The 25,630-nt window shown below is 33.9% G+C and carries 12 protein-coding genes; 4 read left to right on the plus strand and 8 right to left on the minus strand.

The window, feature by feature from the left end:
* Nucleotides 1-3: 3 nt before the first annotated feature.
* The 8 genes from ACNQF8_RS10260 to ACNQF8_RS10295 form a co-directional block, all read right to left on the minus strand.
* Nucleotides 4-1,236 carry an AGE family epimerase/isomerase gene (locus ACNQF8_RS10260; RefSeq protein ID WP_417953290.1) on the minus strand — a complete coding sequence of 411 codons (1,233 nt, stop codon included), beginning with the start codon at nucleotides 1,234-1,236 and terminating at the stop codon, nucleotides 4-6.
* A gap of 94 nt (nucleotides 1,237-1,330) precedes the next feature.
* The gene (locus tag ACNQF8_RS10265; protein ID WP_417953289.1) at nucleotides 1,331-3,427 is read right to left on the minus strand and encodes a GDSL-type esterase/lipase family protein; all 2,097 of its coding nucleotides are present in this window, start codon (nucleotides 3,425-3,427) and stop codon (nucleotides 1,331-1,333) included.
* 145 nt (nucleotides 3,428-3,572) lie between these two features.
* Nucleotides 3,573-4,817 carry an MFS transporter gene (locus ACNQF8_RS10270; protein ID WP_417953288.1) on the minus strand — a complete coding sequence of 415 codons (1,245 nt, stop codon included), beginning with the start codon at nucleotides 4,815-4,817 and terminating at the stop codon, nucleotides 3,573-3,575.
* 69 nt (nucleotides 4,818-4,886) lie between these two features.
* On the minus strand, nucleotides 4,887-6,059 hold the full coding sequence (locus ACNQF8_RS10275; RefSeq protein WP_417953287.1) for a galactose oxidase: 1,173 nt from the start codon (nucleotides 6,057-6,059) through the stop codon (nucleotides 4,887-4,889).
* Nucleotides 6,060-6,087: 28 nt separating this feature from the next.
* The gene (locus ACNQF8_RS10280) at nucleotides 6,088-7,008 is read right to left on the minus strand and encodes a dihydrodipicolinate synthase family protein (protein ID WP_417953286.1); all 921 of its coding nucleotides are present in this window, start codon (nucleotides 7,006-7,008) and stop codon (nucleotides 6,088-6,090) included.
* Nucleotides 7,009-7,114: 106 nt separating this feature from the next.
* Nucleotides 7,115-8,566, minus strand: coding sequence for a RagB/SusD family nutrient uptake outer membrane protein (locus ACNQF8_RS10285; RefSeq protein ID WP_417953285.1), 1,452 nt, complete (start codon nucleotides 8,564-8,566; stop codon nucleotides 7,115-7,117).
* Between the two features lie 18 nt (nucleotides 8,567-8,584).
* A complete protein-coding gene (locus ACNQF8_RS10290; RefSeq protein ID WP_417953284.1) occupies nucleotides 8,585-11,971 on the minus strand; it encodes a SusC/RagA family TonB-linked outer membrane protein in 3,387 nt (1,128 codons plus the stop codon).
* Between the two features lie 613 nt (nucleotides 11,972-12,584).
* Complete coding sequence (locus tag ACNQF8_RS10295; protein WP_417953283.1) at nucleotides 12,585-13,817, minus strand: ROK family protein; 1,233 nt, start codon at nucleotides 13,815-13,817, stop codon at nucleotides 12,585-12,587.
* A 2,895-nt stretch (nucleotides 13,818-16,712) separates the two neighbouring features.
* On the opposite strand from ACNQF8_RS10295, the gene ACNQF8_RS10300 reads away from it, so the two are divergent.
* The 4 genes from ACNQF8_RS10300 to ACNQF8_RS10315 all read left to right on the plus strand — a co-directional run.
* Nucleotides 16,713-19,022, plus strand: a complete 2,310-nt coding sequence (locus ACNQF8_RS10300; RefSeq protein ID WP_417953282.1) for a PAS domain S-box protein — start codon at nucleotides 16,713-16,715, stop codon at nucleotides 19,020-19,022.
* 85 nt (nucleotides 19,023-19,107) lie between these two features.
* A complete protein-coding gene (locus ACNQF8_RS10305) occupies nucleotides 19,108-20,085 on the plus strand; it encodes a response regulator (RefSeq protein WP_417953281.1) in 978 nt (325 codons plus the stop codon).
* A gap of 1,042 nt (nucleotides 20,086-21,127) precedes the next feature.
* On the plus strand, nucleotides 21,128-24,760 hold the full coding sequence (locus tag ACNQF8_RS10310) for an ice-binding family protein (RefSeq protein ID WP_417983501.1): 3,633 nt from the start codon (nucleotides 21,128-21,130) through the stop codon (nucleotides 24,758-24,760).
* A gap of 52 nt (nucleotides 24,761-24,812) precedes the next feature.
* The coding region (locus tag ACNQF8_RS10315; RefSeq protein WP_417983503.1) for a hypothetical protein at nucleotides 24,813-25,630 on the plus strand (818 nt) is incomplete at its 3' end.

Raw genomic sequence — 25,630 nt, forward strand, 5'->3', positions numbered from 1 at the left:
CTTTTATAAATTCAAGTGTGTTTTATCTAATTTACCACTGATAGTATTCTTGCTGTCTTCTAAATACTCATTAAGCAGTTGCAAACAATACCATTCCTGCCTTGGCAAATGAAAGGGTCCTTTGAACATATTTCCTTTTGCCTTTTGGGCGATAGTTCCGTCTTTATGTAAATATCCATACCATTCTCCGTTTTCTGCATCATGAAATTTACTGTAAGCATAATCATGAACCATCTTGTGCCAAGTTGCATATTTTTCATCACCAGTCATAGTGTAGGCCAAAAGTGTTGCAATAATGACTTCGTTCTGAGGCCACCAGAATTTCATGTCCTGCCAGTATTCCTGTACTGGCTTATCATATACGTCACGAAAATATAAAATACCACCATGCTCTTTATCCCATCCTCGTTCCCACATATAATCAAGCATTTTGCAGCCCAATTCAATCAGATGAGGATCATTTTTACGATATTTTGCTTCATGTAAAATAAACCAAGCTCCTTCAATAGCATGACCGGGATTTAGTGTGCGACCGTCAATGTGATTTATAATTGAACCATCCAAAGCCACCTGTTCCATCACACATTTAATATCATCTTTTACAAAATCGGTTTCAATCTCAGTAATCCATTTATCAATCCATTCATCACAACGTGGGTCACCAATATTTTCCCGTAACTGTTGTGCCGTATTTATCATAATCATTGGAGTTCCAATTCCTTTTGACGGTCTGGTAGCGGTGAATTTAGGTTCCAATAAACCAGATGTAGTGGAATATTCGATACATTTTCCAAATAAAAAACGCGCTTTTTCGGCAGCTGTTTCATCTCCACTTGCTTTGGCGTAAGCTGACATTGCTATGACCGCAAAAGTTTCTGAAAAATAATAACGACGTTTGCGTATGGGTTGTCCGTCACGTGTTACGTGAAAAAACATTCGTCCATCTGAATCAAAGCAGTGGTTGTTTAAAAAATCGATACCTGTCTTAGAACCTTCTAACCATTCTTGTTTTGGTTCGACTGTATTGTAAAGTGTAGCCAATAACCAAGCGGCACGCCCTTGTATCCAAACGGCTTTGTCGTCATCAAGTAAACTACCGTCTTCATCACGCATTAATAAATAACCACCAAACTCGGTATCAATAGAGCGTGGAAACCAAAATGGTACGGTATCATTTAATAATTGATTCTGATAAAAATCTTTTAAGCTGAGAAGATCTGTTTTTGAATAGCTCATTTTTTAATATATGTTTTGTAACTAGTATTTTTTATGTTGTACTAGATGTTATTTTTTATCTCGTTTAGTCAATAAATAATGGATTTGACTTTTTTTAGTTTTCAGTGGCAGAATTCAATTCTAGTTTAAAAGTGGAACATGGAAGTCCTGCTTCATTCACTAAATTGGCTTTAGTGAAAGGTTTCCATACATATAAAACCGTTCTTATTTTTTCTCCTTTCGGAAGAGTAATCAGTACTTGATTTTTCACGATAACTGCTTTGCTTTGAATGTGAATTCCTTTGTCATTTACCAATTCAAAACCAAATAGTTCTTTTTTATCTGAAGTTGCTAATTGTTTTGCAGAAGCAAATGAAACTAGAATGCTGTCGCCTTTTTGTATGGCTTTCAAAGCGGAAGGACCATTTGCTACTATAGCTTTTCCATAGGTGTACCGCAAGGCCAAAAGTGCCAAACGATCGGCCACTTCTTTTTTCTTAATGGGATGTACATTAAGAGAATCCCCATAATCCATACTAATTGCCATACCGCTATTTGAAATCTTATTTTGCAATCTATTTTGCATATCTCTGAAAGCAGGCCACGTTGGTCGATCAATACTTGATAATTGTACATAATAGAAAGGCAGATTAGAAGTCCAAGATTTGCGCCAACTTTCTACTAATTTTGGCATTAGATGTTCATATAAATCCACATTATGGGCATTGCTTTCACCCTGGTACCAAATCACACCTTTTATTGGGAATTTTGTAAAGGCTTCAACTCCAGCTTCAAAATTATAAGATGGATCATAGGGATGACGTTGCTTTGGATTTGTTGCATTTTTCAAATTTAAATTGGCACGTTCTCTGACCCAGGGCATTATGAAATCCGATTTACGCCAGTTGGTTAATACATCAACTACTTTATCGTCGTGTTCCAAGGTATATCTGTCAATCCAGGATTCTATTGGTGATCCGCCAACGGCAACTTGAATTAAACCCACGGGTACATTTTCTTCGCGAGTGATGTTTTTGCCAAAGTAATAGGCAATGGCCGAGAAATCTTTGACACTTATCGAATCACATACTGACCAACTTCCTGAAAAGAATTGCAGCTGATTGGTTTTCGCCAAAGTGATAGAATCCCAAGCCGTTTCATCAGTTTCTCGATTTGCTTTAGCATTGAATAACCGAATAGTAGTATTGGCGATTGCTTTTTTTACTTCTGCCGAACCATTTTCTGAATTTTGAAGTTGAAATGCCATATTTGACTGACCGGAACAAAACCAAACATCGCCAATTAAAATGTTCTTTAAAACAATGTTTCTTCTTGTAGATTGAATAGTAATTTTATAAGGTCCGCCTTGTTTCAAGGCAGGAAAACTAATTTTCCATTTTCCATATTCGTCGGCAATTACAGTCTTTTTTTGTTGGTTAAAAGTCACCTCAATTTGCTCTCCACCGTTAGCCGTTCCATAAACTGGAATGGGTTGATTGCGTTGCAAAACCATATTGTCAGTGAAAACACCTGCTAATTTTAATCCACCAAAATCTTGAGTGATATTTCCATAAACGGTTTTGGCCAGAATAGTTGCTCCCTCTTTCGTTGGATGTAAAGCATCAGGAAAAAGATCGGGGCGAGGATATAACTTTTCATGTAAATCAATTAAACCAACTTGATTTGCTTTAGCAATCTTGGGGATATGAGATTGAATTTGCCAAAACCAATCTCTGGTTCCCGATTTAAACCGAGGATGCTCATTAAATATTGGCGTTAATCTACAGATGTAAATTTTAACTGTTGGATTTTGCTTTTTTAAGGTGTCTATTAGCCAACTGTAATCGGCATCGAATTCAGCATTATAATTAGGCCAATTTCTGGGATCGGTATCATTTAAACCCAAATGAATAATGGCAATATCAGGGCTGTATGCAATGGCATCGGCACATTCCTTGGTTTTAAAATAAGGTGTGCTTCCTTTTTTCAAAAGAGTTGCTCCGCTATGTCCAAAATTTTTCACCTCATATTGTCCACCCAGCAGGATTTGAAGTTGCGAAGGATAGGATTCATTTGCAGCATCAGATAAGAGATAACCCGCAGTAACGGAATCTCCAATACAAGCTACTTTGAGTATTGCTTTTTGTGCAACTGACTTAAAATGAAATAAGATTGAAATCAAAAAGATTATTAAAAATAGATTCCTTTTCATCGTATTTATGTTTTTATTTTTCCAGAAATGATTAAAAATAGGCATAGATTATCCCCAAGGCGGAACATAAGCTCCGCCTTAACAGATAAAAACCAAACCCAACTTAAAACAAATTTTTGAACTTAGTAAACAATACTATTGTATTTTAGGCATCGACAAAATCATTCACTTTTGGACGCAGAAAACTGATTTGGACTACTAATGCAATTATAACAACCCCCGCCATCAGAGCAAAACCGGAGCCTAAAGTTCCACTATCTGAGGATTTACCTAAAAGAGAAGTTACTAATGCTCCACAACCAACTCCGGTCATATTTAGGACACCATAGGCCGTCGCCCGGTGTTTTGAAGAAACAAATTGACATATAATTGGCATGTTATTAGCGTCAAACATTCCGTAACCAATACCAAAACAGAGCGCGGCACCTACCACATTGAATAAGGAATGTCCAAAACCAATTAGCAACAAAGCAGGAATGGTTAAACTGAGACCAATTGCGCTCGTATAAACCCTGCCTTTTATATTTTTTTGGACCCATTTATCAGATAAAATACCACCAAAAATTACGCCTAATAAGGATGAAAAAGAGATAGCGATGGTTGCTAGCGGACCTGCTTCCTCCATAGGAATTCCTAAGTTTTCTGAAAACAGTGTAGGCAACCAGTTTTTTGTAGCCCAGCCCGGTAAACTTATTATAGCAAAATAGAATAAGATAACCCAAAAAGAGATGTTTGTGAATAACAAAGCCATGCCTTTGAAGAGCGAACTTTTTTCTTTTATTGGCATCAAATCGGAATCAATAGTTTTTATTTCAAAAACTTTTTTCTCTTTTAAAAAGAAAACCAAAATGAAAGCATAAAAAACACCAATTATTCCAAAATAATGAAAAGTAGTATGCCAAGAATAGGCAGCGGCAATAGTAGCTCCAAAACCACCTAACGCGGAACCCACATACAGACCTGTCATATGAATACCAATTGCAAGAGATCTTGTTTTTTGCTGATGATAATCGGCTATTAATGATAAACCGGCAGGAATATATAGTGCTTCACTTACTCCCATCAAGGCTCTTAACCAATACACCTGATTGTAAGTTGTTGCATAACCCATTGCATAAGTGACTGCTGACCAAACAAATAAACTGCCTACAATAAGCCATTTTCTGTTTAATTTGTCCGCTATAATTCCAGATATTGGGCTCATTAAAGCGTAAATCCAAAGAAAAATAGCCATTAAACGTCCAAAGTTTTCACCGGATACTAATTCAGGAATATCTGTTTCCATTGAAGGACGCATTGTTGCCAGCATTTGTCTGTCCATATAGTTTAGTAATGCTACAAGCCATAACAAGCCTACTACTACCCAAGGATAATACTTCGTGTTTTTCATGTTTTATTTTTTTTAGTTTTATCTTCTTTTCCGATATCAAAAAGTAGTTAAAACCAATTATTTGTATAATTATTTTATAGTTCCCAACATGACATCAGGAGTACGAATTCCAGGTTTTATTTCCCCATTTGACAAAATAATTTTATCATTCCACATCGCAGCAGTGGTCGTCACATGGGCAAGAAAGGGCAGTTCGCCAATCTTGGACCAGAAATTAGTCAGAGTATCGTATAATAAAATCCCTTTATAAAAACCGTCATGATTAGTGTTCAATATATTTTTCTCTACAACTAGTTTAGCCTTTTCCTCAGGAGAATTAGTTTTTGCAATTTGGGATAAATAACTTTCGATTTTATGAAAAATTTCTCCATTATCACCACCAACAATCAAGATTAAATGATTCCCTACAGCCACACCTGCACCCGCTGAAAAGTTAGTTGTGTTTTTACCATCGGATATGTTTGCACGACTTTCCCAGATTTGTTTTTTTACGTTAAAAGCAAAAGTAGTATTGTGCAAATCACTTATTCCTGACGCAGTTTTTGTTCTTCCACCAATCACATAAATACTGGTTCCATCCTTATCTTTTTGAACCACCGCAACCGAATTAGCCAAAGCGATGGGTAATTTGGGTAATGTTTTCCACTCTGGATTAGAACTTTTTAAATCAAGACTTAAAAATAAATCAGAAGATTTAGTAGTTTCATCACCGCCAATGGCATACACTATATTTTCTATATGTGTTAGCGCTATATTGGTACTATGTACTGGAAAATCAGGTAGGGAAGTGGCTTCAACCTCAGTTGCAGCAGCATTCCATTTTAGAATAAAAGCTTTATTCGAAAGTCCATTTTCATTTTCACCCCCTACATATACCACTCCTAAATCAGTTGAAGTAGAACCACAATAGGCGATAGGTTCCGGCAATGTACTTTGTACTTTTTTATTCCAGCTAAAGGTATCGTTGCATTGCTGCAATACATGAATTTCTTTTGAATAATGCTTTTTTCCACCTTCCCAAGGCATTTTATCTTGAAAATTAGCTCCTCCGGTAACTATTAAAACATCGTTACTTATACCATTAATCGGACCTGCAAAACCTAGTGATGTACTTCCATCAGTATTTTGTAGTTGCGCTGCCATTTTCCATTCCACATGGTTTACAGCTTTTTTTTGAGAAAGGGCGTCAGTTGTCGGCATAATGAGTAAGGAGAGAATTAGAGGAAAAATAGATTTGTTCATAGTGCTTGTTTTGAAATAAACGAACTAGCTATTTTGATTTGAAATCTTCAAAATTTAGACTTTCTACATCTTTTTTGAACAATTCAAATTGGTCAGCACTCATGTTTTTGACAGGTAATCTAAATTCACCTAAATCAAATCCTACGACTTTCATATAGGCTTTTCCTACTGAAATTCCACCGTATTTACCCAATAAACGAATCATGTTGATTGATCTTTGCTGTAAAGCACGCGCTGTAACTAAATCATTGGCATTGAATGCAGCTATCAAATCATAATACAATGGAGCCGCATAATTGAATGTACTTCCTACAGCACCTTTCGTTCCTAATACTAATGCTGATAACATATTCTCGTCGCGTCCCCAAAGCATGTCGAATTTCCCATTTTCATAACTCATACAACTTTGGAAATCCATGAAATCTTCATGCGTATATTTTACTCCTGCAAAATTAGGAAGCTTTCCGTCTAACGCTTGTACTAAATCAAACATTGGTAAGTTCACGCCTGTCAATACTGGAATGTGGTAGTAATAGAAAGGCATATTAGGAACACTTTTACCCACTTCTATGCAAGATTGAGCTAACATATCAACATTGGCTGGCTTGAAATAAAACGGAGCGGTCATAGAAACAGCATACAATCCTATTTCATAAGCATGTTTTGCTAAGTCAATGCAATCGGTTAGGCAAGTTCCACCTAAGAATACCATTACTTTAAAATCAGCATCGTGATTGGAACAATCCGCCCAAGCTTGAGCAACCGCTTTTTTCTCTTCTAATGTAATAGAAACACCTTCTCCTGTAGAGCCATTAATAAAAGCACCAGTTATTCCGTTTTGTTTTAGAAAAGTATAGTAAGCCGGAATTAGACTAACATCTAATTTTCCATTGTTATTAAATGGTGTAAAAGGAGCTGAGATAAGCCCTTGTAAATGTTCAATTTTCATGAGGTATTTTTTTAAATTGTCTTTTATTTATGTTGTTTAAATAGACCGGGAACGTAAATATTCCCGGCTTATTATTTAAACTATACTGCTTAAATCCAGTTTTTTACTATTGATTCTGAGTGATTTTAGGATTAAAGTTAATGGTATTTTGAGATATTGGAAACAATATTTTTTTACCTGCCATAGAAGGTACAAGATTCGTTTTGTTGAAACGAACTAAATCCCACCATGCTTTTCCTTCAAAAGCTAATTCTTTCAAACGTTCATTTAAAATAAGATTGTCATTAGCAGCTTGAGAGCCATTTGTAAATGAGGAAGAAGCATCAGCTCTTTGCATTACCAGATTCATTTCTGAAGATGGGTCCTGACCTAAAGCATTTTTAATTTCTGCTTTCATTAACAAGATGTCAGCCCATCGATATATAATGATATCGCTCACAAATCTTCTGGTAGCACCATCAACTGTTCCATTGTATTTTACTAAACCTGTTACTACCGGAGTTGCTCCATTGTATAAAGTTAAATAAGTCGCTGTTTTTCTGGTATCTGTACTGCTAAAGTTGAAACGAGTAATATCTGGTTGTACTCTTGAAATACCTGCATTTCCTGTACCAACTCCCAAGGTTCCAAAAGTTGCTGTTGCTGTCGCTGCTGTTAGGGGGGCAAAGTCACTTGGTCCAACAAACATGAAAGAATTCCAATTGTCAGATAGCGCAGACGGTACATCCGTCAATGAATATCTAACCGCAAAAAGTACTTCAGTATTCCCTTTATTGGTGTAACCAAATACGTCTTTGAAATTTGGTAATAAAGAAGGTGCAGTAGGAATAGCGTTAATTGCAGCCAAAGCTGTGTTTAAATCAGTACTTCCACCACCTAATTGTTTCGCTGTCCATAAATTCACATCCGCTTTTAAGGCATAAGTTGATGTCAAGGATAGTTGCGTTTTATTATTTGTCGCATCAGGATAATTAGCAATAGCTGATTCAATATCGGACTTAATGAATGCAAAAGTTTCTTCAATTGTATTACGCGGAACAATATATTCGGATTGATTGGTGTTTTCTGTTGGTGTAGTTACTATTGGCACACCACCCCAAGAACGGGCCATGATGAAATAAGCCAAAGCACGCATAGAATATGCTTGCGCGATATATCTCTTTTGCTCATTTACAGTTGTTGGACTAAATTGGATAGTCGGAACATATTTCAAAACCAAATTCGCCTGATGAATTACGGTATACAAACCAGCCCAATCCACATCAATATTCTGTGCAGTTAAGTTGTTATTGTAATAATTTGCCAAATTAAGAGGTGATTGAATACCACTTGTTATTTCAGCACTTCTTGCTCCTCCCAAAAGATAATAATTTTGTTGCGTTTGGGTTCTAAAATTGAAGTACATGCCGTTTACACCTGCTTTAGCATCATCTTCTGTTTTCCAAAAACTGGCAGAAGTAATTACGCTTTCAGATTGTAAGTTTAAATCGTCTTCACACGAACTGAATAGTGAAAGTCCTGTAAAAAGTATAGAGTATAAAAGAATTTTCTTTTTCATGATATTTATTATTAAAAATTACAAACCAATGTTTAAACCAAGGATGAAGTTTTTTGGAACAGGATAAGTACCTTTTGCTCCAGCATCATTTAATCCAAGACTTGACCCGCCATCAATTCCTTGTACTTCTGGGCTTAAACCGCTATATTTAGTAAAATAATGTAAATTACTTCCTGTTAGATAAACACGTACCGATGCTAATTTAACTTTGTCAATTATTGATTTAGGAATTGTATAGCTCACTGTAATTTCTCTTATACATAGATAATCTCCACTTTCGTAGTAGCGGCTATTTCCTTGAAACATATTGGTATTATAACCTGCACCACTTGCTTCAGAACGGAATAAGTTGTTTTGGTTTGTTTGATCAGCCCAACGGTAACGAGGTACATTGGTAATATCACCTTCATTTTGCCAAGATTGTAAACTTTCGGCCAATAAACCGTAATTTCCTTGAAATTGTCCTACAAAACGCGCTCTGGCTTCATTGTAAATTGTAGCTCCTAAAGAGTAATCAGTTCTTACGGTCAATGAAAGTCCTTTGTAATTAACATCAAAATTAAATCCTCCTACAAATTTAGGAAACATATTACCCATGAAAGTTCTGTCCCTGCTATCAATTATACCATTGTTATCTGTATCTTCAAATACAGCATCTCCAGCAAATTTCTTACCGGTTGGATTACCACCTGCGGCAGCAGTTTTAGTTACATAATTGTCATGTGTTGTTAAGTTATAAGCATCTGCTTCTGCTTTTGTAGAAAGAATGTATAGTTGTTTATGAGCATAAAAATCACCAATTTTTTGACCTTCTTGTAAACCCCCAACATACTTATATGTTCCGCTTGCTGCATCCCAGATTTCTGTTCCACCAATTCTATTGTTTAAATTTCCATTGGAAGGAAGTTTCTCAATTACATTTGTATTGTGCGAAACATTAGCACCAAAGTTAATTTTCAACTCATTTTTGTTGTAAACATTAGCATTTAATTCTAATTCAAAACCTTTACTTCTTAGTCCGCCTAAGTTTGTTAGTACTGTAGAGAAACCACTATTAGAAGGAAGAGTCAAATTAGTCAATAAATCAGATGTTAATTTGTTATAAAAATCTCCAATTATTCTAATTCTGTTGTCGTGAATACCCAAATCAAAACCGGCGTTTAAAGTTTGTGATTGCTCCCATTTCAAACCTGGATTTGCAATTTGAGAATTTATAATTGCAGATTGACCATTGTAACTGTTGGCAAATCCGTTAGCAGAACCGGAATATAATCCACCTGCTTGAAAATCACCCAATGTACCTAAGTTCCCGTTTACTCCATAACTTCCACGAAGTTTGAAAGAAGAAACAGCTTCGGGCATTGATTTCCAAAAATTCTCTTCATGTGCATTCCAACCTACAGATAATCCTGGAAAAAAACCATATTTTTGATCCGGACCTAAACTTGAAGCACCATCATAACGGAATGACGCTGTTGCAAAATACCTGCTTTTGTAATCGTAATTTACACGACCAAAAACACTATTCAATACTAACTTTGTATTGTTACTAAATACAGAAACCGGTATAGGTGATGAATCCAAAGTTTGAGCAAGATCCGAAGGGCTTCCTTTTCCAGAAGCATTAAATGTTTTTATGGTTCTTTCAAATTTAGAGACTCCTAATTTTGCATCAAAAGCACCTAGGTTATCCAATGGTTTAACATAATTTAACACTCCTTCGTATTGATATTGAGTCAATTGGTTGCTTGTTCTAGTGGCTGTACGCGTATTGTCAACTAAACCATTGTTCCCACTTAAAAAAGCTTGTTGAAAAGTATTGTTGTTGTCACTTTCGCTGTAAAGCGATAATGAAGGAGTGAAGCTAAAATCTTTAGTGATTTTCAAATCACCATCAACACCCATCTGTAATTTATTATTCTCATTAATCCCTTTCACTTTACCCATTTGGTATAACGGATTTCCGTTGATGTTGTTTTGGCCTGGAGCTAAAGCACCATCTTCCAAGTATAATTTTGTTGTAGGGGAGTTTCCTAAATATCTGTTGAAAACAACGCTATTGGCAACGACTTGATTATTGCTTGATTTAGAGTATAATACTCTACCGTTTACAGTGAAGTTATCGGCTACTTTCAATGAAGCATTCAATTTACTGGTAAAACGTTGGTACCCGGTAAAAATAGTGATACCATCGCCTTTTAAATACCCTAAACTTAAATCAAAGACACCGGTATCTCCACCGCCACTAATACCTATAGTGTGATTTTGTGTAATTGCATTTTGAAATAAAACATCATTCCAATCCGTGCTTTTATACATAATAGTATTGGCAGCATTAAGAGGATCTGTCATTTCTTGCCAACCTTTAGCTTGTAAACCTTGAATAGTGGGTGCGTCCAAATTCGATTTCAACAAAGTAGCAAATGGCGTATTTGATAATAAGTTATTTCCTGTTCCGGCCGGAGTAGCTCCTGTTAATTGTCCTAATCTCGCAACACCTGTGGTAGTTGAAAGTCCGGCAATTTCGGCAGCATTATACAAACCTAAACGCTGTAATCTAATATAGTCTCCACCATCTAAAAAGTCATATTTTTTACCTACTTGACTATTTTGCGTAGAAACATTATAAGTAATTTTAGTTTTACCGGCTTTACCAGTCGAGGTTGTAATAATAATTACACCATTAGAAGCACGTGCTCCATAGATTGATGTTGCTGCAGCATCTTTCAATACTTGTAAAGAGGCAATGTCCAGAGAGTTGATATCGTCAATCTGAGTACGAATAACTCCGTCAACAATATACATAGGAGTTGCGCCTGCTGGATTGTCAATAGAAGTACCTCCACGAACTAAAATGTTAGATGCTTTACCTGGTTGCCCTGATGCTGTACGTACCACTAAACCCGTTACATTTCCCTGTAATGCTTGTGTCACATTTGAATAAGGAACATTTTCTAAAACTTTTTTGTCTAATTTAGAAACTGAGGTGCTTAAAGTTCGTCTGTTTTGCGAACCATACCCTACAACAATAACCTCATTCATTTGCTGTCCTACTTCTTTAAGAACGATAGTAAGAGGCATATTTCCAATAGTTACTTCTTGTTCTTGAAGTCCGATGTAAGAAACAACTAATGTTGTAACATTGTCAGGAACTTCAAATGCAAAATTTCCGTCAAAATCGGTTTGTGTTGAAATAGTAGTGCCTTTGGCAATAATATTTACTCCAGGTAAAGTTTCTCCTTTTTCATTCGTTACCTTTCCTGTTATTTTCTTTTGGATTAGACCTAATTTGATCGTTTCTTTTGCGATGTTAACATTTTTTTCTAAAAAAAGAACCGTCGGTGTCGCTACTGTAGCTGATGCTTGTACGGTAAAAGCTACTAGAAATAAGGATGTTAATTTCATAGCTTTCCCGAAGTTAGGGGTCAGCCAATAATTTTTAGGCTTGCTTTTTGGTAATAAATACATACTTTTGTAATGGTTAGGTTAATAATAATTCTTCCTTCTTGGTTTATTTATTTGTTTTCCAACCACAGTTCTTTTATGAAGAACCAGCCAGCAATGTTTCCAGCATGTGCTGGCTTTTTTTATGGATAACAAATGAATGTTTTATAAAAAAGGGTATTCCCAATTTTGTTGTTTTTTATATAAATAATCTTAAAATTTTCTTTCCATTTTAAGAATATGAATTCGAGCTTTAGTTTTTAGAAGGCAATCTTTTATCAATTGAAAAATCATAGCAATAGAAAACACCACAGTCAAAATACATTTAGAGATTAGTCCTCTTAAAAGATGAAATCTCTTTTTTGTAATAGTAATTTTGTACGGATTTTTTCTTTTGAACTAAAGTATTTTTCTTACTCTTTTGTTGGAGAGAAAGTAAAAAATTAGCATAAAAGAACAATTTGAAATAGAATTTACCCGTGTTATTTATTATCACGTTGTAAATATATAAATAAATTTAATAAATACAATATACTTATTAAATTATTTTAATAACTAAAATTTAGAAGTACTTCTAGTTATTTATTAATGGAGATAACATTTTTTGTTTTATCACGCAACAGGCCCCAATAACACCCGCACGACGACCTAAAGTCGATTTTTTAAGTTTCATATCCCGGTTAACTAAACCTAATGAATATTTTTTTAATGCAGACTGAATAGGTAAAAGAGTATAATCACCTAATTGAGCAAAATCACCACCAATCACCAATAAATCAGGATTAAATATATTGAGTAGAATGGACAAATAGCGTCCCATTTTTTCACTCTGCTTGGTCACCAAATCAACACATAAAGTGTCTTCTAAATTATAAGCTCCAGAAATAATGGTATGATGTTGCAAGGCAGGAGAACTTTCATCAAGAACTACTTTTGATTGTTTTCCTTCTTTTAGAGCAGCTTTGAATTGGTTAACTAACGACCATCCTGAAATTTCAGTCTCCAGACATCCAAGTTTACCACATTGACACATAATTCCGTTATCAAAGATAGTACTGTGACCAAACTCCCCGGAGTAACCGGATTTTCCATAATACAGTTTACCGTCAGTTATCATTCCTATAGCTACACCCCAACTGTAATTAAGAAATATTATATTCTGTTCATCATCAACCACTCCTTCAGAATATTCGCCAAAAGTCATGGCTCTGGTATCATTTTCCAAGTGAACCGATAGGTCTAATTGTTCTGAAATAATTTCTGTTAAAGGTCTGTTTTCGCTAAAGAAATAATTATAGCTAAATCCTTCCATCGAATTAATACGACCTGAAAAGTTAATGCAAGCTCCCACAATCATCTTTTTTTCGACAGAACTGTCTTCTATAAATGAATTTATCAGATTGCAAAATGTCAAAAGAGACTCTTGCGTATTCTCTAAAATAAAGGAAGTGCCTAATTCAATACTAACAAATTCATTAGTAATATTTTGTAAACCAATAGACATACTGGCTAAACTAACTTCGACTCCTAAAAAATAAGCACAAGTTGGATTTATGCTATAGAGTGATGGTCTTCTTCCCCCGCTATTTGTGACTTTGCCAAGATCTACCACATAGCTTTCTGACAATAATTCATTAACCGCTTTAGTTACCGTTGGGACACTAGATTGTAGTTCAGAGCTTAATTCTGCTATTGTAGCATTACCGGCAGACAATAATCGTTTTACGATTGCTTGTCTTAGCATATGCCACTTTTGTCCAGAAAGGCTTTTGTCTTTACTACTGTCTAATAAATCTTTTAAACTCATTATTGTTACTTTTAAAAAAATTCAATGGGATTCATTTACAAACTTACTATAATTTTTTTTACACAATGATTTAAATCTTTTTTTACCATCAGAAAGTTCAATAATGAAAAAGTTGAAAAGATCAGACCGAATTCATTCACATTTATAATAGATTGATCCCATTACAAAACAAAAATTAATATATAATACTAATAAAAGAAAATGATTAATAATGTAAGGAACCAACGGTAATACAAGCTGTAAAATAAGACACGAATTATCTTGATTGGTTGGAAAAGCCTCGCAACTATTTCTATGTTCCACCTAAATTAAAAAATTAATTAAGTAATTTTTTTTCATATTGTAAAGATTATTAATACATTATATAATTTACAAAAAGAAATTTTGAATTTCGATAATAAAAAGAGGGAATGGATAATAATAGATGTAAAAATTTTTATTCGACTTACTTTTTTGTATTCGACTTACTTTTTTTAACAAAAATTTTCATTTAATTTCTCCTTTTTTTTTAATTGTCGTATCGCGAGATATGAATTATGTGCTTAATATAAGCCAATGCATTGCACTATTTTTACACTATTTCGGCATTACTACATTAAAATGAAGGTTGGTGCCTTCTTACAACAATAATTGAAGATTATTGACATCTTTCAATGCATTTCTGGTGAAAATATATCTTTTAATAAATAAATTGAGAAACCTCTACTTTTTGCCATATTGAATTTTGATTACTTTAATTGTACTTAAACAATAAAATAAATGATAGTATTTAATTCATAGCTTCCTTTTGGAAAACAGTAATTCCTAAAATTTCATTAATGCTTCAAAACTTATCAATTAGCTTACATAAATAAGCAGGTATAAATACCTGTTCGAAGATAAATATTTAGATACTGTTTTAATCAAATAAGTGTTAATCTAAAAATCATTATTCTTTAATGATCAATTTAAATTGAATTAAAAACTTTAATATAAGTTTTCCAATTTAATTTAATGGTCTTACTAAGAAACAAAAATCTAATAGGTCACAAAAAAGTGATGGAAGTAAAAAAAAAAGAGTAAAGCAAAGGAAAAACGTGCTGCTATAGTTGATTGTTTTATCCGAGTTATTGTGGGAAAGAAACTTGAAGAATTCTATGAAAAAAATAAGGATAGTGGGCGGGATTGAAAAATTTCGATCGAACACTTATTTTTTAATATTTTAAGCTTTGATTGTTAGTATTTTAAGGTGTTCGATTCCCAACGGATTCCTTTTTATTTTTTTAGTATATTTAAGGAATTTGTTTCGATTTCGGAATTATTAAATAGATAAGTATTTGATTTTAAGTGTTTTAAAAAGTAAAAAAGGAAGGTGTTCGACACCTTCCTTTTGTGGAGTGGATGGGGCTACAATCGAACACCTAATTCCTATATTAACTTTTTTTGACAGCTTAAAATTGTAATATAATCATTTGATTTTAAGTGATTTGATTTTTTTTTTTTAATTCAATGATTATTTTTTAAGTTCAAAATATTTACCTAACTGTTTTTAACGTTTTTCAATAATTCTAAGTTTTTTAAAGATAAAAAGTTGTCTTTAAAAGAACCGTTAGAGTTCGACTGTCGAACTCCTTTTCATAGTCGAACACTTTAGAGATTAGAGTAATAGAAAAAAATATATATAAAAATATGAAAAAAAATTAGGTTTTTCTTTTGCGGAGAAAGAGGCTCTGATGCCTTTATAATAATCCCAGTAAATAAGGGGTTTTCGATATACTACTTGAGAACAGGGTCACCTATAGGGTCACTAGACTTTCAATGTCTTTTTTTAACTATGTAAATGTAAGAAATAAGTTTTTAATTCAATAGCCATTCGATGCAGAAAATAACTTTCCTTACTTCAATGGAGTTTGAAACTTCAGTGGTACAATTATGGTACAATTTAAAACAGACTATCGCAAAACAAAGTATCCTTATAAAGATAACATAACTCATGGGAGTTGTTTGTACAAAAATAGTAGAAATTTTGAATATATTATATTTAAAAATTTCTTTATAAGTTTTATCCAATCAGGCTTAATGAACATAATCACTCAACTGGTTATGTAATACAAAAAAAGCATGTTTCGTAGAAATGAGCTTTTAACCTTGTGATCTCGAAGGGACAAATTTCTATAAATTTCATGAAAGATTTGAAGATATTGGCTTAGTATATCTAGTGTCTGGCTTTTATTGGCTTAAAGAATTTGGTTTGGATGTCCTGTTGGGGATTGATGGAAAATCCTATTTAGTTTATACATGATTTTGTAGTAAATTGTAATCTAATAATTTTTACTTTATTGACTTAATTTAAAAGATGCAGCCTTAACTTATTGTGGTAGAAAAGGTATTAGCTCTACTTTTATCGGCCTAAAATCTTTCCATTAACATCTTTAAATTAGAAATAGATCATTGAAATTACTAATACTTAGTGCCTATTTTTTAAACTCATAAGTAAATTAAATTTTAAATTATTTTCAATAAAACATTAAACATTAAAATTTTTTAAATAAAAAATGCAAAATTTAATAAAATTATTTTATTAAACTTTATGAAATATAAAACACGTACTTAGTCGGACTTAAAACTCTTTTAAACAGATTGTTTTTTTAATTCGACGAACCTCATATTTTTTAATATATGTTTACCAAAATCAAAATCTAAAATTAATGCTAAAAAAATACTCCTGATTATAAAAAGGATCATACAAGTAATTGCTCGTGAGCCCAAAGTGTCATGTTTTGCATAAAAACAAATAACCATCCATTTTAATTAAAATATTAAATTCAGAAAGAGAAAATAAAAGATCAGAAAATTTAATATTCTAAAGCAAGGAGCTACGGAAATACTAACAAATTAGGATACCTAAAACGAGCTATGGTCGAATCCAAACCCCAGAATTTAATCGAGGAATTAAAAGCTCGTAATATTGAGCTTACAATACAAAATCAAGAGTTGCAATTAGCAAAAGATAAAGCAGAAATAGCTGCTCAAAAGCTAAATTTATTGTGTGATCTTTCCCTGGTAGGGTATTTTATTATTGATTGTAGAGGCAAAATAGTAAAATTCAATAACAGCGGTTTAGCTCTTCTGGGCAAAACAGGTGAAGACTTACTCAATTTTACTTTCAGTCAATTTATTACTAAAAAAAAACTTTCTAATTTCAATACCTTTTTATTAAAAGTAAAAGAAACCAATACAGAAAATTTTTGCGTTACTGAGCTAACCATAAATAAAGAAAAACATGTATTAGTTTACTTAACTGTTAGGTTTTTAGAAAAGGAACAACAATACCTTATAACTGCTCTTGATAGAACCGAAATAAAGTTTCTAAAAAATATTTTACAAGAAAAGGAGTCTATTTTTAAAGAAATTCAAAGAATTGGAAACATTGGCTCCTTTCAATTTAATATATCTACTAATTTTTTAGAATTTTCTCAAGAATTACGATTTATTCTTGGATTTCACGATAGCATACCTTTAAATATTATAGAAACGTGGTTAGATATTATTCATCCTCAGGACAGAGAAATGATGGAGCTTTATTTACAAGAATGTATTCTAAATCAAAACTTGTTTCGCAAGGAATACAGAATCATTCGCAAGAATGACGGTGAGATTAGATGGATAGATGGATGGGGAGAAATTATTTTTGATGACGAAGCTAATGAACTTTCCATGATTGGAGTAATCCAAGACATCACTGATCGCAAATTAGCTGTAGAAAAAGTACAAAATGCTGAAACACGTTCGCACCGAATATTTGAATCATCCAAAGAAGGAATTTTAATTCTTGATGCGATCACAGGTCAGATTACTGATGCAAATCCTTTCCTGATTGAATTGATTGGATTTAATTACGATGAGTTGGTAGGAAAAGAACTTTGGGAAATTGGAGTTTTTAAAAATATTGCGGCTTCCAAAGAGGCTTTTATAGAATTACAAAAGAAAGAATACATTCGATTTGAAGATATGCCATTGGAAACAAAAGCGGGATATTCAATCGATGTTGAGTTTGTAAGTAATGTATATATTGTAGATGAAAACAAAGTTATTCTATGCCACATCCGAGATATTTCCGATCGTAAGAAAGTAGATCTCGCATTAAAAGAAAGGAGTCAGCTGTATTTTGCCATGTTCGAAAAAAATCAGACTCCTCAACTCCTAATAGATCCAATGAGTGGTAAGATCATCGATGTTAATTCGGCCGCCGCACAATTTTATGGTTATTCCTTAGAAGAATTTAAACTAATGACCCTATCAGATATCAGTACTTTTCCATCAGAACAAATATTGGAAGAGATGAAAAAATTCACGATCACTGGGCCATCTTATTTTCAATTTATTCATAAGCTAGCTTCTGGTAAAACTTGCGATATTGAAATGTATACCAGTCCATTATCCATTAGTGGACAAGCCTTATTAATCTCTACAATAAACGACATCTCAAAAAGGAAACTTGAAGAAGAACGACTGGTCCAATTAAATAACAAATTGAAAGAAGTCAATGTCTTAAAGTCTCAATTTATATCAACTGTTTCCCATGAATTCAGAACCCCTTTAGCAGGAATACTTTCCAGTGTTCAACTATTGCAAATATATGACGATATTTGGGACAAGAATAAAAAAGAAAAATTGTTTAAACAGATATTTGATGCTGTCCAACATACGAAAGCATTACTCGACGATGTTTCTCTGATTGATGAAGAGCAAACTAGCAAAACTTTTTTTAGACCTACAAATATTCAACTTCTTCCCCTCATAAATGAAATTATTGAAGAAAACATAAGAGTATCAGTAACCAATCAAAAAGTAATACTGAAATCGAACTTAGATATTAAAAACTATTATATGGATTCAATTATGATTCGTCACATTTTTAATAATATCATCTCTAACTCCATAAAGTACAGTAGTAAAAATATTATCATCGAATTAAATGAAATAGACAATGAAGAAATAGAATTCACAATCAAGGATCAAGGTATTGGAATACCTTATGAGGAAATAAAATATTTATTAGATCCTTTTTACCGTGCTTCTAACAGAGGAGCTGTACAAGGAACTGGTTTTGGTTTATCTATTGTTAAAAGATTCGTTGATCTTCATAAAGGCAAATTGTTAATTGAATCAGTTGTAGATAAAGGAACAGTTGTTACAATTACATTACCATACTTACAAACTTAATATATTCAATTTAATCTAAAAGAACAGACATCGACTCCGTTTCTTTCAACCAATACTAAAATAGTTATTATTCTAATTTTTTTAAATGAAAAAGATTCTTATTATAGAAGACGATATTGTCTTAAGAGAAAATACAGCTGAATTTATTAAAGGACAAAATTTTGAAGTTTTTATCGCTGAGGACGGACTTGTGGGAGTTCAACAAACTTTAAAGCATTTGCCTGACCTTATCCTTTGCGACATATCTATGCCTAATATGAATGGACTTGATTATTATAAAACTATAAAGCAGATTAAGGCTACTTCAACTATTCCTTTAGTTTTTTTTTCAGCTCGAACTGAAAATGAAGATGTTAGAGCAGGAATGAAATTAGGTGCTGATGATTATATTACTAAACCTTTCAATTTTTATGAATTATTGAGAGTTATCAATACACGTCTCGTTAAATATGATACGCTTAAACAAATTAATGACGAAAAATTTAATGCGCTTATAAATCATCCAACATTAGGTATCTTCATTTATCAAAATGACAAATTTATATTTTATAATAACCCTTTAGCAAATATTTTCGGTTATGATTATGATGATTTTTCTTCAATAAATTTTGAGAAACTCCTCGATGATAAAAACAGTAATAAAACAAAAATTTTAAACGATTTTGATCGTTGTTTAAGAGATTTGGAAAGTTCTATATCTCTGAAATTTGAAGCTATCCATAAAACTTCAAATACAGTATTTGTTGAATTAATTGGATCTGTAATTACCTATAATAGGCAAACAAGTATTGTAGGCAATATCACTAAATTAGATATTGAAAATTCAGCTCCATTTATATTTAAAAATACAAAAAACACTCCCATCAAACTAACTAATCGCGAGCTTGAAGTGCTGGAATTGATTTGTACAGGTAAGTCTACTTTGGAAACATCTCAAGCCCTTTGCTTGGGACAGCGAACAGTTGAAACCTACAGAGCCAATCTTTTGGAAAAAACAAACAGCAAAAATATTGCTGAACTTATCATGTATGCTATTCGTTATAGATTGATAATAATAGAATAATAAATAAGTTTTAGTGAAAATTTCTATCGCAATTCTCAAGGATACTCACTTGATTTCTGTTAAATTTGTCTTTATAGAAATAAGTTAAATTGAAAAAACCACATGGTTTACTTACTTTTAAAACGTGTCAGTATTGCTTCCAAATACTGATCATAACAGACTTCAAGTTTGGTTGTCACTTGGTTTTTTTGTAAAAAAAACTACGTATTTATACGGGTTTTTATTTTTTACAAAAAAAAGAGAGTATATCTACTTAGTTATTTAGTCTAATAAAAGCGGCACTTAATCTGATAACTAAATAATTACCATAAGGATTTACAATTAAATGTTTTAATGTCATACAAATCTTGCCGCTGATGTAAAACATTTCGATGTTAAACGATCTCCTTGTTATAAACCTTAAAGAACAATGGATAACCATCCCACATTTAGTAATCACTAACTTTCTATACTGGATTCAAGTGTAAATGCAATCCTATTTTAGAGAAGTCTAAAACCCTTTTCCTAGAGAAGCGAACTATTAAAACATCTTGATCTATTAAAATAAAAAAAATAGAAGACGAAAATACTGATAAATCTATAGTGAATTGTGTTTAATGTGTTGGTAATCAATAAGTAAAAATTATATTTTAACTCTGCGCAATTCATTTTATTATTTATTGAATAGTTCATGATACAAATTATTGCAACAATTCTCTAGCATTTTCTCTTGCTTCCTGTCGAATTTGTCTTTAATAAAAACAGGCTAAATTGGAGAAAAAATAAGCAGTTCTCCGACTTTTAAAACTACTTTGTGTTGCCTTTGTAGGTCGATAAGGATTGAAATGAATTAGGTACTGAATAATATTTGGAACCGTTTCTATCCGTATTTTTACCGATTGTTAATTTTATCTTAAAAATAAAAGGGTATATCTACTGAATCCCTTAGTTTTTATAAAGGGGTACTTTGTTGGGAAATCATTACAGTATAATGTATCATTAATTACAACCCATTGGTTGTAGTTAGTTTTTTGTCATGATATTCTCTATTAAATTATTTATTATGAAAAAACATTTACTCTTCAGTATAGCAACCATTTCGCTGTTGCTTTTCTCAAATACAAGTTTTAGTCAAACAGTTAACCTAGGTGTACTTGAATCTTTTGAAGGCTATACAGGAGCGGGAGCTGTTACAAATGCAGCTGGAGCCACATGGACAGGCGATGCGGGTACAAATATTGGAATAATTAGCGGATTTGGTTTGCCACCCTCTTTTACGGGTAACACATACAATGCCAATGCTGTAACTCTTCAGTGTAGATTTGATTTATTTAGGTTGTATATTCATCTTAACGATCTTTATGTTGACCATCCGGCCACCCATGCAGCCGCTTTTGGAGGAGGCGAAACGATTACGCCTGGAGTTTACTCCATACCTGGCGCTGGATCTATAGGGGCAGCTCTTACTCTTGATGGAGGAGGAAATCCTAATGCTTTCTTTGTGATTAAATTTTACGGAGCAATGACCGTAGGAGCAAATGCAGTGATTAATTTAACTGGTGGAACACAATCTTGCAATGTTTTTTTTATTGCTGAAGGAGCAATTTCTGTTGCGGCAGATTGTAATTTAAAAGGTACTTTATTTTCAAAAATAGGAGCAGTTGGTCTTGGTGCAAATACGGTTCTTGAAGGAAGAATGCTTTCTATGCAGGGAGCGTTAGTTAATGGAGCTGGTGCTAAAGCAAGTCCGCCGCCTGGTACTTGTACAATTCCAATAAATTGTGATTTTGGCTGTAGTGCCGCTCCTGCAGTTGATGTTTTAGGAGTTCTCTCAAATTATGCCCTTTATACTAATGTTGGTGCTGTGCCAAATACGAGTACATCTGGTATTAATGGCAATATTGGTACAAATTCCGGCTCTGTAAGTGGTTTTGAGGATTCCATTGTTATCGGGTCTATTCATAATGCGGATGCTAGTACAACGCAAGCGAATATAGATTTAGATAACGCTTATATTAAGCTTATGGCTCTGCCAAATACAGTACCTACACCTGAGAGTGTTTTACCTAAAGTACTTGCACATGCGGCTTCTTTTGGAAGTGTTGCTCCAGGCGGTGAAACAATAAATGCTGGGGTTTATTTCATAGACGGTGCTGGATCTTTATTAGGAACTCTCGTCTTAGACGGTCAAGATAATACAAATTCAATATTTGTTTTTAAGTTTGCAGGGGCATTTTCAGTAGCAGCACAAGCAAAAATGATTTTGATTAATGGAGCACGTCGATGTAATGTTTTTTGGATTGGCGGAGCCGGAGTTCCCACTGGTGCTATTAGTATAGGAGCAGGTGCTGTTTTAAAAGGAACATTTCTTTCTCATGGTGGAGCTTGTGGTTCAGGAGCTGATGTGTTTCTCGCCGGCCGACAGCTTTCTACAGGCGGAGCGGTTAATACTTATTCAGGCATAATTTATAATAATCCAGAATGTATTACTTCTACGTCTTTGACTAGACCAAAAATAGCTGCTTTAGCAGATAGTCCAAGTGTATTACCAGGAACCAACACACCAAGTGTAATTGAGAATGATTCCTTAAATGGAGCACAAGCAGTAATTGGAACTGCTCCAGGACAAGTAACTTTGACTTCTACACCAAACGGACCATTAACAATGAATGCTGATGGAACAATCACTGTTTCATCAAACACACCAGTAGGCAGTTATCCAATAACATATACCATCTGTGAGGTTTCAAATCCAACAAATTGTAGTACAGTAACAAGTAATGTAACGGTAACTGCACCAGTAATAGCAGCAGTAACAGATAGTCCAAGTGTATTACCAGGAACCAACACACCAAGTGTAATTGGGAATGACAAATTAAACGGAGTTCAAGCAGTAATTGGAACTGCCCCAGGACAAGTAACTTTGACTTCTACACCAAACGGACCATTAACAATGAATGCTGATGGAACAATCACTGTTGCATCAAACACACCAGTAGGCAGTTATCCAATAACATATACGATCTGTGAGGTTTCAAATCCAACAAATTGTAGTACAGTAACAAGTAATGTAACGGTAACCGCACCAGGAATAGCAGCAGTAACAGATAGTCCAATTGTATTACCAGGAACCAACACACCAAGTGTAATTGGGAATGACAAATTAAACGGAGTTCAAGCAGTAATTGGAACTGCCCCAGGACAAGTAACTTTGACTTCTACACCAAACGGACCATTAACAATGAATGCTGATGGAACAATCACTGTTGCATCAAACACACCAGTAGGCAGTTATCCAATAACATATACGATCTGTGAGGTTTCAAATCCAACAAATTGTAGTACAGTAACAAGTAATGTAACGGTAACAGCACCAGTAATAGCAGCAGTAGCAGATAGTCCAAGTGTATTACCAGGAACCAACACACCAAGTGTAATTGGGAATGACAAATTAAACGGAGTTCAAGCCGTAATCGGAACTGCTCCAGGACAGGTAACTTTGACTTCTACACCAAACGGACCATTAACAATGAATGCTGATGGAACAATCACTGTTGCATCAAGCACACCAGTAGGCAGTTATCCAATAACATATACGATCTGTGAGGTTTCAAATCCAACAAATTGTAGTACAGTAACAAGTAATGTAACGGTAATCGCACCAGGAATAGCAGCAGTAACCGAAACCACTCCAGCAATCAATGGAAACACAGGAGGGACTACAACCGCCTTGACTTCAAACGACACCTTAAGTGGTCTTGCAGTAACCATTGGAACAGCTTCAGGAAATGTAACGATGACAACAGGAACACTTCCAGCAGGAATCACAGTAGATACAGCTACCGGAATTGTAACAGTAGCGGCTAACACACCAGCAGGAAGCTATCCAATCAGTTATACCATTTGTGAGGTAGATAATACAGGAAATTGTGACACGGTAACCTCTACTATTGTAGTTTCAGCTATAATTATAGATACCAATCAAGATACAGCGGGACCTATTAACGGAACGACAGGAGGAACTAACGTAGTTAATGTATTAACAAATGATACTTTAAATGGTTCAGCTGTTAGTATAGGTCAAATTAATTTGACAACTGTTACCCCTAACGGTAATTTGACATTAAATGCTGATGGTTCTATTACTGTAGCTCCAAATACTCCATCAGGAACTTATACTTTGACTTACCAAATTTGTGATAAATCAAATCCAACTAATTGTAGCCAAGCAATGGTTTCGATAGTAGTTGTCAAAGAATTACCAGACTTTACTCCAACAATAGATATTGATGCTTTAGTCTTTGTAGCTGCAGGTGATACAAAAGATTTTGTTGTAAACATATCTGAAATCAAAGGTGCGCCATCAGACGGACAAGTAGTCGTTAAAATCATAAAACAATCTGCATTCCTTATTACTTATGGAGCCGCTACTAGTACTTCTAATGTGAATGGTGGTGTTTCAGTTAATAATACTGATTGGGTTACAACTGAAAATGGATTATTTATAACAATGACATTAAAAACAGGTATTATAATTGGAGCAAATGCATTTTCAGCTATTGGGTTTACTATAGCGCGTAAACCAGATGTACCAACTCAAACTTCCCAACCAATTACAGTTACTATCGTAAATGGTTCAGGATTAGATATTCATAATTATAACAATACCTATAACACTGTTGTTAAAGCTCAATAATTACAATTATTGTTAATCACATAAAGAAATGTCATCGCTAAACGATAAGAATATGAAGGCACTATATAAATTAATATTATTGTTTTTTACTGTATTTATGATTGTCCCAAAAGGATATTCACAAAACAACGCAGATCCTGGAATTGGAATTTTAATGAGCCCCGCAAGTGTGGCGCAGAGTTCTACAGGAATTTTGAGTGCCACTGTTGGTAATTATGGGAATGGAACAATAGTTAAAAATTCATTACGAATTACTATTAGTGTCGGTGCCAATGCTGAAATCATCGGGATTGCTTCAGGAAGCGATACCCGTTGGAATCAATTGAGTTTAACAACTGGTTCTGCAAACACAATAAAATTAACAAATTCAGGTGATGGATTTAGTTCATTTGATGTTTCAGATATTTTACTTATTGTAAGAGGTAATGTGGTGAGTGTTGCCAATGGAATTATAGGAAACATTGTATATATTACAGCTGCCAATCCTTTATTATGTGGAGGTTGTTCTTCACCTCCACTAAATGTTTCCCAAGGAAATGCGAGCAATTCAAATGACAATTCAGAAACAAGTTTAGCTGTAACCTGCTATAAACCTGCAGAACCAACAACAGCATTAGCATGTTGGGAAACTAGAAGTTTTGATACCACATCTTGCACTTGGAAAACAACAGGCACACAGCCAGCAGAACCAACAACGGCATTAGCGTGTTGGGAAACTAGAAGTTTTGATACCACATCTTGCACTTGGAAAACAACAGGCACACAGCCAGCAGAACCAACAACGGCATTAGCGTGTTGGGAAACTAGAAGTTTTGATACCACATCTTGCACTTGGAAAACAACAGGCACACAGCCAGCAGAACCAACAAC

This window comes from Flavobacterium labens (genome assembly GCF_048286755.1).
In the GTDB taxonomy this organism is placed as follows: domain Bacteria; phylum Bacteroidota; class Bacteroidia; order Flavobacteriales; family Flavobacteriaceae; genus Flavobacterium.

Bases quoted from the DNA above. Each gene is read 5' to 3' on its own strand.
- ACNQF8_RS10280 (WP_417953286.1), bottom strand. From the start codon at position 7,008: ATGAAAATTGAACATTTACAAGGGCTTATCTCAGCTCCTTTTACACCA.
- ACNQF8_RS10300 (WP_417953282.1), top strand. From the start codon at position 16,713: ATGGTCGAATCCAAACCCCAGAATTTAATCGAGGAATTAAAAGCTCGT.
- ACNQF8_RS10310 (WP_417983501.1), top strand. From the start codon at position 21,128: ATGAAAAAACATTTACTCTTCAGTATAGCAACCATTTCGCTGTTGCTT.
- ACNQF8_RS10285 (WP_417953285.1), bottom strand. From the start codon at position 8,566: ATGAAAAAGAAAATTCTTTTATACTCTATACTTTTTACAGGACTTTCA.
- ACNQF8_RS10295 (WP_417953283.1), bottom strand. From the start codon at position 13,817: ATGAGTTTAAAAGATTTATTAGACAGTAGTAAAGACAAAAGCCTTTCT.
- ACNQF8_RS10260 (WP_417953290.1), bottom strand. From the start codon at position 1,236: ATGAGCTATTCAAAAACAGATCTTCTCAGCTTAAAAGATTTTTATCAG.
- ACNQF8_RS10290 (WP_417953284.1), bottom strand. From the start codon at position 11,971: ATGAAATTAACATCCTTATTTCTAGTAGCTTTTACCGTACAAGCATCA.
- ACNQF8_RS10270 (WP_417953288.1), bottom strand. From the start codon at position 4,817: ATGAAAAACACGAAGTATTATCCTTGGGTAGTAGTAGGCTTGTTATGG.
- ACNQF8_RS10265 (WP_417953289.1), bottom strand. From the start codon at position 3,427: ATGAAAAGGAATCTATTTTTAATAATCTTTTTGATTTCAATCTTATTT.
- ACNQF8_RS10305 (WP_417953281.1), top strand. From the start codon at position 19,108: ATGAAAAAGATTCTTATTATAGAAGACGATATTGTCTTAAGAGAAAAT.
- ACNQF8_RS10275 (WP_417953287.1), bottom strand. From the start codon at position 6,059: ATGAACAAATCTATTTTTCCTCTAATTCTCTCCTTACTCATTATGCCG.